We start from the raw sequence: 11,911 nt of genomic DNA, 5'->3' as shown, positions 1-11,911 counted from the left end.
CAGCCCACCGAGGCACCCGAGGCCCCGGCCTCGCCCCCGCCTCCGACCTCACCACCGGTGCCGTCACCGTCCCCGCACCCACGCGCGCCCCCTCCGTACTCATCCGTCCGCCCGCCTCTCCCACAGCTCCACCCACTCCGTCACCCCGACCTTTGATCACGCCGCTCACCCCGGCCCTGCAACCGCCGCCCCTCACCCCACCCGCACCTCACACAACGCGCGCTCCCAGAACTCCCGGCAGAAGCGGGCCAGTGGGCCGCGCGCCGCCGCGCCGGGTGGCTCCCGGTGCTCGTGGGGCCGCAGCAGACCCGGCTCCACCGGCACCTCGCCCACCAACGGAAGATCGAGGAGCCGGGCCACCTCCCGGTCGTCCAGGCCGGGCGCGTAGGGCCCTCGTACAGTCACCCGCAGGTCCCTCAGCAGCAGCTGGACCGCCGAGGCCACCTGCCGGGCCGCCGCGACGGCGCGCAGTTCGGCGGGGACGACGAGGAGGCCGACATCGAGCTGGGCCAGGGCCTCGGCGACGCCGTCGTCGATCCGGCGCGGCAGGTCGACGACGACCGCCCCGCCTCGGCGCCGGGCCGCCGCCAGCACCGCGCGCATCGCCTGCGGAGGGACGGCGACGCTGTCGCCCCGGTCCCAGCTGAGAACGCGCAGGGAGTGCAGTTCGGGCAGGGACTCCTCCAAGGCGCCGCTGCCCAGCCGCCCCCTGGATCCGGCGAAGGCGGGCCAGCGCAGGCCCGCGGCGGCCTCCCCGCCGAGGACGACGTCGAGGCCGCCGCCCAGCGGATCACCGTCCACCAGGAGGGTCCGCAGCCCTTCCCGCGCGGCCGTCACGGCGAGGGCACACGCGAGCGTGGAGGCCCCGGCGCCCCCTCTGCCGCCGATGACGCCGACGGTGAGGGCGGGCCGGCCGACGCCTTCGGCTACGTCGGCGATCCGGTCGACCAACCACTGCTCGCCGTCGGGGAGCATCAGGACGTGGTCGGCACCGATCTCGACGGCCCGGCGCCAGACCCCCGAGTCGTCCTGGTCACGCCCGACGAGGACCACTCCGCCCCGGCGTCCGGCACCCCGCACCCGGCGTGCGGCGTCGTCGCCGACGAGCACGAGCGGCGCCGCCTCCCAGCTGCCGCGCGGCTCCGGCACCCCGTGGTGGACCTCGGGTGTCGCGCCGGCCGCCGCGCACAGGCGCAGCAGGTCGTCCAGCAGGTCGGCGTCCTCGGTGACGATCAACGGCTTCCCGGGGCGCCCGGAGGCGGGGCCCGGCGGATCGTGTGTGACGGCTGCGGTCACGGTTTCCATCCCCCATCGCTGCATCGCTCGCGCAGCCCTGCGGCCACGCCATTCCCAAAGGTGTGAAGAGCCGGTAAGCGGCCCCATATGAACGGCCGATACGAACCGGCCAATCACGCCCGACAAACCGGAACCGGCCATGAAGTCGGCCCGCCGGGACGCGTCGGAATCACGATGCAGCGATCCGGCAAATCGTGTGGATCTTGGTCAATAACTGTGGACAACTCGGTAGTTGTGAATATGACCGTCACCCAATCCGGTGAGGCATGCACCGATCCCTGGACGGTTCCCGCACAGCACCGTGTTAACTACTCAGCGTGACGAATCGGAAGCATGCCGAAAGGGCGGCACCAGCCGCCCGGCTACGGCCTCACAGCCGTACACGTAAGGGAAAAACCGCCCCGGACATGCGACGACCCCCGCCGGGGGGGAGAGCGGGGGTCGTCTCCACGGCCGACTCGGGGGGGGAGGAGTCGGACCGGGTTAGCACGGTCGCGAACGATCCGTGACTTCCATGGTGTACCCGAGAGCCTTCTCAAGCAAACCCACGCGCCAACCTTACGCCGAATGGGCTGCGCCTATGCTCAGGGTCGTGGAAAACCACTCCTTGCCCCGCACAGCCGCCTTCTTTGACCTGGACAAGACGGTCATTGCCAAGTCGAGCACGCTCACGTTCAGCAAGTCCTTCTACCAAGGCGGCCTGATCAACCGCAGGGCCGCCTTGCGGACCGCCTATGCGCAGTTCGTCTTCCGCGTGGGCGGTATGGACCACGACCAGATGGAGCGCACACGCGAGTACCTCTCCGCGATGGTCCGTGGCTGGAACGTCCAGCAGGTCAAAGAGATCGTCGCCGAGACGCTGCACGACCTCATCGACCCGATCATCTACGACGAGGCCGCCTCCCTCATCGAGGAGCACCACACGGCCGGCCGCGACGTCGTGATCGTGTCGACGTCCGGCGCCGAGGTCGTGGAACCCATCGGTGAGCTGCTCGGAGCCGACCGTGTGGTGGCCACCCGTATGGTCGTCGGCGACGACGGCTGCTTCACCGGGGAGGTGGAGTACTACGCGTACGGCCCGACCAAGGCCGAGGCGATCCGGGAGCTGGCCGCGTCCGAGGGCTACGATCTCGCGCGCTGCTACGCGTACAGCGACTCGGCGACCGACCTGCCGATGCTGCAGACCGTCGGACACCCGCACGCCGTGAACCCGGACCGCGCGCTGCGTCGCGAGGCGCTCGCGCGTGGGTGGCCGATTCTCGACTTCCACCGGCCGGTCCGGCTCAAGCAGCGCATCCCCGCGTTCTCGGTACCGCCGCGGCCCGCCCTCGTCGCGGCGGCCGCCATAGGGGCTGCGGCGGCCACGGCCGGCCTGGTCTGGTACGCGAGCCGGCGCCGTACGGCGCTCGTCTGATCCGCTACCCGCCGCCCCATCCGTCACGCACGGATATCGATGCCCGTTTGGCTCGTATTTGAGAGCAAAAGTAAAGAACTGCAGCGAGGTCTTCCGCTTGGTTGCGGTCTGGAGTACAAAGGACTCAACGGCCCGCGAGACCAAGGACATCCGAGAGGATCACCTTAGCTACGCAATTGGCCCCACGGACCGAGCATGAACATCGGGCACCCACGCGACGTCGACCCGTCGATTACGGGCCAGCCGCACCAGGTGACGGGCAAAGTTCCCGGCCTGATGGGCAATACATCGAGGACGCTTGGTAACCCGATGGACATGCCAGCGGCGGTACGAATCCTCGTACCGCCGCATTTAGTTGTCGGGGTTCTCCGCGGCCCGCGCGGCTTACGGAATTCGGGTCCTGCCGCGCGGCGTAAAACCGCTCAGGCGGCGCCGCGCTGCAGCGCCTCGCAGACCGCCATGGACTCACGCGCCCCGAGCTCGACCGCCTTGCCGCAGTGGGCGATCCAGGCCGCCATACCCTCGGGCGTGCCCGAGACATAGCCGTCGAGCGCCGCCAGATAGGCCGCGCGGCCCAGCTCGGCGTGCCCCACCTCGGCCGCGCACACCGACTTCGGGTCCAGTCCGCTGCCCACCAGGACGACCCGCTCGGCCGTACGCGCGACCAGGCCGTTGTGGGAGGTGAAGGGGCGCAGCGCGAGCAGCTCGCCGTGCACGACGGCGGCCGTCACCAGGGCGGGCGCGGAACCGCCCGCGATGATCAGCTCCGCGAGGCCGTCCAGCCGGCCGTGCGCCTCCGCCGCGCTCGGCAGGGGCAGCTCGATCAGCGGTTCCTCGACCGCCTCGCCCTCCTGCCGCGGCCGCCCGACCCGCTCGTCACCGTCCGCGGCGGCCACCAGGTGCAGCCGGGCCAGGACACGGAGCGGCGACTGGCGCCAGATCGACAGCAGTTGACCGGCCTCGGCGGTGAGCCGCAGGGCGGCGCCCATCACGCGCGCCTCGTCGTCCCCGCTGAAGTCGGTACGCCGGCGCACCTCCTCGAGCGCCCAGTCCGCCCCGGACAGCGCCGCCGAGCCACGGGCGCCACGCAGGGCCGCCTCGGACGTGATCTCGTTGCTGCGACGCCGCATGATGCGGTGCCCGTACACCCGGTCCACTGCCTTGCGCACCGACTCCACGGCCTCGGGAACACCGGGGAGCGACCCGAGGGCCGCGAGCGGATCGGCGGACGCTCCTGTCGTACTCATGAGTACGACATTACGCGCCGCCCCCGATCCGGCCGCCACCCCGCCCCGCTTCCCACGCCCGGAACAGCGGCCTCCACCCCTCCGACCGACGGCCTCCGACCCCTCGATCGACGGCCTCCCACTTCTCGACCGACAGCCTCCACCCCTCGATCGAGTGGCCTTCCGTCCCACGTATGCCACGTACAGCTATTAGCCGACTACGCTTGGTGAACATGAAAATTGCTTTCGTCGGGAAGGGCGGCAGCGGCAAGACGACGCTGTCCTCCCTGTTCATCCGCCATCTGGCGGCGGCCGGAGCGCCGGTCGTCGCCATCGACGCCGACATCAACCAGCACCTCGGAGCCGCGCTCGGTCTCGACGAGACGGAAGCCGCGGCCGTGCCCGCGATGGGCGAGCGGCTACCGCTGATCAAGGACCACCTGCGCGGCCACAACCCCCGGATCACGTCCACGGCGACGATGATCAAGACGACACCGCCCGGTGAGGGATCGCGGCTGGTGCGGGTGCGCGAGCCGAACCCGGTGTATGACGCCTGCGCCCGCCCGGTGGAACTCGACGGCGGCGCCGTCCGTTTGATGGTCACCGGCCCCTTCACCGACTCCGACCTCGGAGTCGCCTGCTACCACTCCAAGACCGGAGCGGTGGAGCTGTTCCTGAACCACCTGGTGGACGGCCCCGGCGAGTACGTCGTGGTCGACATGACGGCGGGCTCGGACTCCTTCGCCTCCGGGATGTTCACCCGCTTCGACATCACGTTCCTCGTCGCCGAGCCGACCCGGAAGGGGGTCTCCGTCTACCGCCAGTACCGCGACTACGCGCGCGACTACGGCGTCGTCCTGAAGGTCGTCGGCAACAAGGTGCAGGGCCAGGACGACCTCGACTTCCTGCGCGCCGAGGTCGGGGACGACCTGCTGGTGACCGTCGGGCACTCGGACTGGGTGCGGGCCATGGAGAAGGGCCGCCCGCCGCGGTTCGAGCTCCTGGAGGACGCCAACCACACGGCTCTGCGCCGCCTGCGGACGGCCGCGGACGCCACGTACGAGCTGCGCGACTGGGAGCGCTACACCCGTCAGATGGTGCACTTCCACCTGAAGAACGCCCAGTCCTGGGGCAACGAACGCACCGGGGCCGATCTGGCCGCGCAGATCGACCCCGGGTTCGTCCTCGGCGAGCACCTCGTCGCGCTCTCCGAGGCCGACGCCTCCTTGTCCCCCACCGCCTGATCGACCGATCGGCCCCTACCGTCCTGCCGGCGCCCCCGGCACCCCCTTCGGGGCCGGGGCCCCGCTGCCCGACAGGAAGGACGCCCAGCCCTGCTTCGGGGCCTCGCCGACGTTCAGCGAGCGCAGCTTGCGCAGGGTCGCGGGGTCCTGGGCGTCGAGCCAGTCGACGAGCTGGCGGAAGGAAACGCAGCGCACGTCGGGCTTGTTGCAGACGGCTTCGACGGTCTCCTCGACAGCACGCATGTAGGTACCGCCGTTCCAGGACTCGAAGTGGTTGCCGATGATCAGCGGGGCGCGGTTGCCGTCGTACGCCCGCCGGAAGCCCATGAGCAGCCCTTCACGCATCTGGTCGCCCCAGAAACGGTGCTTGGACGGGTCGCCCTGGGTCTTCGTGCCGGACTGGTTGACCATGAAGTTGTAGTCCATGGTGAGCTGTTCGTAGGAGTGCCCGGGGAACGGCACGAGCTGCAGCGACAGGTCCCACAGCCCGTGCCTCTTCGTGGGCCACAGCTGGTTGTTGACGCCGCTGGAGTCGTAGCGGAAGCCCAGGTCGCGCGCCGCCTTCACGAAGTTCGAGCGGCCCTCCAGGCAGGGCGTGCGCGCGCCGATGAGCTCCTTGTCGTAGTCGAAGGGCAGGGGGTCCGCCTGTGCCATCCCGGTGTTGGTCTTCCAGGACTTCACGAACTTCTTCGCCTGGCCGATCTCCTCCTTCCACTCCTTCACCGACCACTCGCCGACCCCGCCGCCGCTGCCGCAGAAGTGCCCGTTGAAGTGGGTGCCGATCTCGTTGCCCTCCAGCCACGCGAGCCGCAGCTGGCGCACGGTGTCGGCGATCCCCTCCTGGTCGTTGAAGCCGATGTCGGAGCGGCCCGGGGAGTGCTGGGGCGGCCGGTACAGGTCGCGCTTGTCCTCCGGCAGCAGGTACACGCCGCTCAGGAAGTACGTCATGGTCGCGTTGTTCTGCTTGGCGACCCTGCGGAAGTGCGAGAACAGCTTCTGGCTGTCCTCGCCGGCGCCGTCCCAGGAGAACACCACGAACTGCGGCGGCTTCTCGCCCGGCTTCAGCCTCTCGGGGCGCGGCAGACGCGGCTGTGCTCCGGTGTACGCCGTGGAGCCGTCGCCGATGAGGCGGATCGCGCTCTTCGGGGCGGGGGCCACAGGCTTCTGCTTCTGCGGCCCGGGCGCGGCGTGCCCGTCCGGCTCGGATCCGGCGCAGCCCGCCAGCGAGGCCGCGCAGACGGCGGCGAGCGCCGTGCACGCCGCGATTCTCCGGGCCCTGGCGGACCGGTGCGGTGGGACGACTCGGTGGGGTGTGGCCGACCTGGGGGCTGGGGCGGCAGTGCGGTGCGGAGCGGTCCTGCGGGTGGTGGCCATGTCCGTCCACCTTCTTCCTTCTCTCGGGTCCGGCGGCGCCGCCAAGATCGCATGAGCCGAAGGTGGAATTAGTACGACAAGCCGACTAATCCATTGCTTCACCCTCCAGAGCGATTTATTAGTCCATTTGCTCGGACACTCTATTCCCTCCCTTTACTCTCCATTACGATTCGTTTACCGACTGTCACCACCCGCCGCTGTACGCCGTGACCACACGGCCGCGACACCCCTGGCGCACGGCCAGGGGCCCGAAGAGATCCGCGACCGCGCTGCCCCGGAGGAGACGGGAACATGTCAGCCTGCACCCCCACCCGCCACGACGACCCCCATCGCAAGGAGCACAGCCACGAGCCCCACAGCCCGCCGTCGCCCCGGCCCCGCGGCCCCCGCCTCACGGGCGCCGACGTATCCGCGTCCATCGCGGTCTTCCTGATCGCCCTCCCCCTCTCCCTGGGCATCGCCCTCGCCACCGGCGCCCCGCTCCAGGCCGGCCTCGTGGCCGCCGCCGTCGGCGGAGTCGTCGTCGGACGGCTCGGCGGCGCCCCCCTCCAGGTCAGCGGCCCCGCCGCCGGGCTCACGGTCGTGACCGCCGAGCTCATCCAGCGCTACGGATGGCGTACGACCTGCGCCATCACCGTCCTCGCCGGACTCGCCCAGCTCGGCCTCGGACTCCTCCGCGTGGCCCGCACCGCGCTCGCCGTCAGCCCGGCCATCGTGCACGGCATGCTCGCCGGCATCGGCGTCACCATCGCCGTGGCCCAGCTGCACATCGTCCTCGGCGGCACCCCGCACAGCTCGGTCCTGCTCAACCTGCGGGACCTGCCCGCCCAACTGGCCCGGGTCCAGACGGCCGCCCTCTCGGTCAGCGCGCTGACCCTCTGCCTCCTGCTGGCCTGGCCCCGCCTCCCCGGCCGCGCCGGACGGCTCCTGCGGGTCGTCCCCGCACCCCTCGTCGCCGTCACCGGAGCCACCACCTCCGCGGCACTCCTCGGGTTCGGCCTGCCCAAGGTCGACCTGCCGTCCTGGAGCAGCCACGCCCTCGCCGGCCTCCCCGAGGGCCCCGCGCTCGGCCTGATCGCCGCCGTACTCACGATCACGCTCGTGTGCAGCGTGCAGTCGCTGCTCGGCGCGGTCGCCGTGGACAAGATGGTCGCCGCCCGGCCCGCGCTGTCCGGCCGCGTCCGCCGCGCCGACCTGGACCGGGAGCTGCTCGGGCAGGGCGCCGCCAACGTCGTCTCCGGCACCCTCGGCGGCCTGCCCGTCGCAGGAGTGGCCGTCCGCAGCACGGCGAACGTCAACGCCGGTGCCGTCAGCCGGAACTCCACGATGCTGCACGGCGTTCTCGTAGTGATCGCCGCGCTGCTGATGGTCCCGGTCCTCGAGCTCATCCCCCTCGCCTCGCTCGCCGCCCTGGTGATGGCCGTCGGCATCCAGATGGTGTCCCTGCACCACATCCGCACGGTGACCCGCCACCGCGAAGTGCTCGTCTACGCCGTCACCACCGTCGGCGTCGTGTTCCTCGGCGTCCTCGAGGGCGTCGCGCTGGGGATCGGCATGGCCGTCGCCGTCGCCCTGCACCGCCTCACCCGCACCCGGATCACGCACCACGAGAAGGAAGGAGTCCATCACGTACACGTCAGAGGGCAGTTGACGTTCCTCGCGGTGCCCCGGCTCAGCCGGACCCTGCACCTCGTACCCCAAGGAGCGCACGCCGTCGTCGAGTTGGACGGCTCCTTCATGGACCACGCGGCGTACGAGTCCCTGCAGGACTGGCAGAGCACCCAGACGGCGCACGGCGGCACCGTCGAACTGGTCGGCCGCCGCACCGGCGTCCGGATCGGCGAGCCGACGGGACCGGCCGGCCTCCACCCGGACGGCGGCACGACCGCACCGGACTCGTCCGGCTGCCGGTGCCACCCGTGGACTCCGTGGCGCAACCACCAGTGCGCCATCCCGGAAACCGGCTCCGCCCACCGGAGCGACGCCAAGACCACGACGACTCGCACGCCCGAGGACACAGAGCACACCGAGCCCTCCGGCCTCACCGCGAAACTCGACGCACTCGTCGCACTCGGCGCACTCGGCGCACCCGGCACCCCCGGCACCCCCGGCACCCCCGGCACCCCCGGTGCGACGGTCGAGGCCCCAGCGCCCCCCTCCAGCCCCCGCGCCCCGGACGCCACCACCCCGACAGCGAACCAACTCGCCCGCGGCATCAGCGCCTTCCAGCGCAACACCGCACCCCTTGTGCGGAGCGAGCTGGCGAGGCTGGCGCGGGAGGGGCAGCAGCCCTCGCAGCTCTTCCTCACCTGTGCGGACTCACGGCTGGTCACCTCGATGATCACCAGCAGCGGTCCCGGAGACCTCTTCGTCGTCCGCAATGTCGGCAACCTCGTCCCGCCACCCGGCGAGGAGAGCGGGGACGACTCGGTGGCCGCCGCCATCGAGTACGCCGTCGATGTGCTGCGGGTGCGGTCCATCACGGTGTGCGGCCACTCCGGGTGCGGGGCGATGCAGGCGCTGCTCGCCGCCGACCAGGACACCGCGCAGACCCCGCTGAGGCGATGGCTGCGGTACGGCGGGCCGAGTGTCGCCCGGATGGCCGACGGGAGCCGGCCCGCGGCCAGACTCGCCGGGCGGGCGGCGGCCGACACGGTCGAGCAGCTCTGCCTGACCAATGTGATCCAGCAGTTGGAGCATCTGCGGGCCCACGACTCGGTGAGCCGTGCCCTGCGGGCAGGGGAGCTGGAGCTGCACGGGATGTACTTCCACGTCGGCGAGGCACAGGCCTACCTGCTGTCCGAGGTGCACGAGGGCGAGGTGTTCGACCACGTGGGGGTGGCGGACCTGACGGCCTGACCCTCCGCAGACGCACGGCCCCACCCCAGCCCCTCCCCGGGCGCACGGCCCCGCCCCGCCCTTCCCGGGTGCGGTGCCGTGCGCCCCCACCGGCGGCCATCCGGGCGACTCCCCCGCGGATCCGCACAGGCCGGAGCATCAGGGAGCGTCCGAGTGTGAAAGGGATAACAGACCTGAACCGCGTGCATACGGCGTCCGTGGGAACGGATGACCCCCGGCGCCGACAGCACGTGTGCACCCGGCCGCAGACAGGTCTAAACCAATTATCCGTCGACCCTTGTCAGCGGGCCCTCGGGTCTGATGAGCTGTGGCCTGGGACACAACGGACACCCTGGGAAAGGGAGATGTCGTGAGCAACGAAAGCCTGGCCAACCTGCTCAAGGAAGAGCGCAGGTTCGCACCCCCCGCCGACCTGGCTGCCAACGCCAACGTCACGGCGGAGGCGTATGAACAGGCCAAGGCTGACAGGCTCGGCTTCTGGGCCGAGCAGGCCCGCCGCCTGACCTGGGCCAAGGAGCCGACCGAGACACTGGACTGGTCGAACCCGCCGTTCGCCAAGTGGTTCAAGGACGGCGAGCTCAACGTCGCCTACAACTGCGTGGACCGGCATGTCGAGGCCGGCCACGGCGACCGGGTGGCCATCCACTTCGAGGGTGAGCCCGGCGACAGCCGCGCCATCACCTACGCCGAGCTCAAGGACGAGGTCTCCAAGGCGGCCAACGCGCTGCTGGAGCTGGGCGTCCGCAAGGGCGACCGGGTCGCCGTCTACATGCCGATGATCCCCGAGACGGCCGTCGCGATGCTGGCCTGCGCACGCATCGGCGCCGCCCACTCGGTCGTCTTCGGCGGCTTCTCCGCGGACGCCCTCGCGACCCGGATCCAGGACGCCGACGCCAAGGTCGTCATCACCTCCGACGGCGGCTACCGGCGCGGCAAGCCGTCCGCGCTCAAGCCGGCCGTGGACGAGGCGATCTCCAAGGTGGACAACGTCGAGCATGTGCTCGTGGTCCGCCGTACCGGGCAGGACGTGGCCTGGGACGACAGCCGTGACGTGTGGTGGCACGAGCTGGTCGAGCGGCAGTCCGCCGAGCACACGGCTGAGGCGTTCGACGCCGAGCAGCCGCTCTTCATCCTGTACACGTCCGGGACGACGGGTAAGCCCAAGGGCATCCTGCACACCTCCGGCGGCTACCTCACCCAGACCGCCTACACGCACCACGCCGTCTTCGACCTCAAGCCGGAGACCGACGTCTACTGGTGCACGGCGGACGTCGGCTGGGTCACCGGGCACTCGTACATCGTCTACGGGCCGCTGGCGAACGGCGCGACGCAGGTCATGTACGAGGGCACGCCGGACACCCCGCACCAGGGGCGCTTCTGGGAGATCGTGCAGAAGTACGGCGTGACGATCCTCTACACGGCGCCGACCGCGATCCGGACGTTCATGAAGTGGGGCGACGACATCCCCGCGAAGTTCGACCTGTCGTCGCTGCGCGTCCTGGGCTCGGTAGGCGAGCCGATCAACCCCGAGGCGTGGATCTGGTACCGCAAGAACATCGGCGCCGACACCACCCCGGTCGTCGACACCTGGTGGCAGACCGAGACCGGCGCCATGATGATCTCGCCGCTGCCCGGCGTGACCGAGGCCAAGCCCGGCTCGGCCCAGCGGCCGCTGCCCGGCATCGCCGCGACCGTCGTCGACGACGAGGCCAACGAGGTGCCCAACGGTGGCGGCGGCTACCTGGTCCTCACCGAGCCGTGGCCGTCGATGCTGCGCACCATCTGGGGCGACGACCAGCGGTTCATCGACACGTACTGGTCGCGTTTCGAGGGCAAGTACTTCGCCGGTGACGGCGCGAAGAAGGACGACGACGGGGACATCTGGCTGCTCGGCCGGGTCGACGACGTGATGCTGGTGTCCGGACACAACATCTCGACCACCGAGGTGGAGTCGGCGCTGGTGTCCCACCCGTCGGTCGCCGAGGCGGCCGTCGTCGGCGCCACCGACGAGACGACCGGCCAGGCCATCGTCGCCTTCGTCATCCTGCGCGGCACGGCCGCCGAGACCGAGGACCTGGTCGCCGAGCTGCGCAACCACGTCGGCGCCACCCTCGGCCCGATCGCCAAGCCCAAGCGGATCCTGCCGGTGGCCGAGCTGCCGAAGACCCGCTCCGGCAAGATCATGCGCCGACTGCTCCGGGACGTCGCCGAGAACCGCCAGCTCGGTGATGTGACCACGCTGACCGACTCGACCGTCATGGACCTCATCCAGAAGAAGCTGCCGACGTCGTCCAGCGAGGACTGAGCACGCCCCACCGAAAGGCACCCGGCGACAGACACGCCGGGTGCCTTTCGCGTACGTACGACGCACCGGCCGTACACAGGACCACCCCCACACGACAAGCCCCCACGTGCACAGCTCTGCACCCTTAGGTAGGCTAAACAAAGCGAAACTCGTTCATAGGTGCGCCGGGAAGTCTGGTCGGCATGTGCTCCGT

At 70.8% G+C, this 11,911-nt stretch carries 7 protein-coding genes; 4 read left to right on the top strand and 3 right to left on the bottom strand.

Annotation, left to right across the window (positions count from 1 at the left end; all coding sequences use genetic code 11):
* Positions 1-192: 192 nt before the first annotated feature.
* Complete coding sequence (gene ssd / locus KBY32_RS28390; RefSeq protein WP_055625066.1) at positions 193-1,305, bottom strand: septum site-determining protein Ssd; 1,113 nt, start codon at positions 1,303-1,305, stop codon at positions 193-195.
* A gap of 571 nt (positions 1,306-1,876) precedes the next feature.
* On the opposite strand from ssd, the gene KBY32_RS28385 reads away from it, so the two are divergent.
* Positions 1,877-2,710: an HAD family phosphatase gene (locus KBY32_RS28385; RefSeq protein WP_210982108.1), complete on the top strand. Its 834-nt coding sequence runs from the start codon at positions 1,877-1,879 to the stop codon at positions 2,708-2,710.
* A gap of 422 nt (positions 2,711-3,132) precedes the next feature.
* Here KBY32_RS28385 and KBY32_RS28380 read toward each other — a convergent pair whose 3' ends face one another.
* Positions 3,133-3,957 carry a Fic family protein gene (locus tag KBY32_RS28380; protein ID WP_210982107.1) on the bottom strand — a complete coding sequence of 275 codons (825 nt, stop codon included), beginning with the start codon at positions 3,955-3,957 and terminating at the stop codon, positions 3,133-3,135.
* 212 nt (positions 3,958-4,169) lie between these two features.
* Here KBY32_RS28380 and KBY32_RS28375 point away from each other — a divergent pair, with 212 nt between their 5' ends.
* Positions 4,170-5,180, top strand: a complete 1,011-nt coding sequence (locus tag KBY32_RS28375) for an ATP-binding protein (protein ID WP_210982106.1) — start codon at positions 4,170-4,172, stop codon at positions 5,178-5,180.
* A gap of 15 nt (positions 5,181-5,195) precedes the next feature.
* Here KBY32_RS28375 and KBY32_RS28370 read toward each other — a convergent pair whose 3' ends face one another.
* Positions 5,196-6,554 (bottom strand): hypothetical protein, encoded by a 1,359-nt coding sequence (locus KBY32_RS28370; protein ID WP_247690110.1) that lies wholly within the window; start codon positions 6,552-6,554, stop codon positions 5,196-5,198.
* 291 nt (positions 6,555-6,845) lie between these two features.
* Here KBY32_RS28370 and KBY32_RS28365 point away from each other — a divergent pair, with 291 nt between their 5' ends.
* Together KBY32_RS28365 and acs are read left to right on the top strand one after the other, a co-directional pair.
* Entirely contained in the window at positions 6,846-9,413 is a 2,568-nt protein-coding gene (locus tag KBY32_RS28365; protein WP_210982105.1) for a SulP family inorganic anion transporter, read from the top strand.
* A gap of 349 nt (positions 9,414-9,762) precedes the next feature.
* Complete coding sequence (gene acs / locus KBY32_RS28360; protein ID WP_210982104.1) at positions 9,763-11,718, top strand: acetate--CoA ligase; 1,956 nt, start codon at positions 9,763-9,765, stop codon at positions 11,716-11,718.
* The last annotated feature ends 193 nt before the right edge of the window (positions 11,719-11,911 follow it).

The organism is Streptomyces sp. RK62 (genome assembly GCF_018070255.1).
GTDB classification, from domain to species: domain Bacteria; phylum Actinomycetota; class Actinomycetes; order Streptomycetales; family Streptomycetaceae; genus Streptomyces; species Streptomyces nigra.
This window is presented reverse-complemented; position numbering and strand designations above follow the sequence as displayed.

What these genes read in the sequence shown, in the direction of transcription:
- ssd (WP_055625066.1), bottom strand. Translation starts at nt 1,305, where the DNA reads ATGGAAACCGTGACCGCAGCCGTCACACACGATCCGCCGGGCCCCGCC.
- KBY32_RS28385 (WP_210982108.1), top strand. Translation starts at nt 1,877, where the DNA reads ATGCTCAGGGTCGTGGAAAACCACTCCTTGCCCCGCACAGCCGCCTTC.
- KBY32_RS28380 (WP_210982107.1), bottom strand. Translation starts at nt 3,957, where the DNA reads ATGAGTACGACAGGAGCGTCCGCCGATCCGCTCGCGGCCCTCGGGTCG.
- KBY32_RS28375 (WP_210982106.1), top strand. Translation starts at nt 4,170, where the DNA reads ATGAAAATTGCTTTCGTCGGGAAGGGCGGCAGCGGCAAGACGACGCTG.
- KBY32_RS28370 (WP_247690110.1), bottom strand. Translation starts at nt 6,554, where the DNA reads ATGGCCACCACCCGCAGGACCGCTCCGCACCGCACTGCCGCCCCAGCC.
- KBY32_RS28365 (WP_210982105.1), top strand. Translation starts at nt 6,846, where the DNA reads ATGTCAGCCTGCACCCCCACCCGCCACGACGACCCCCATCGCAAGGAG.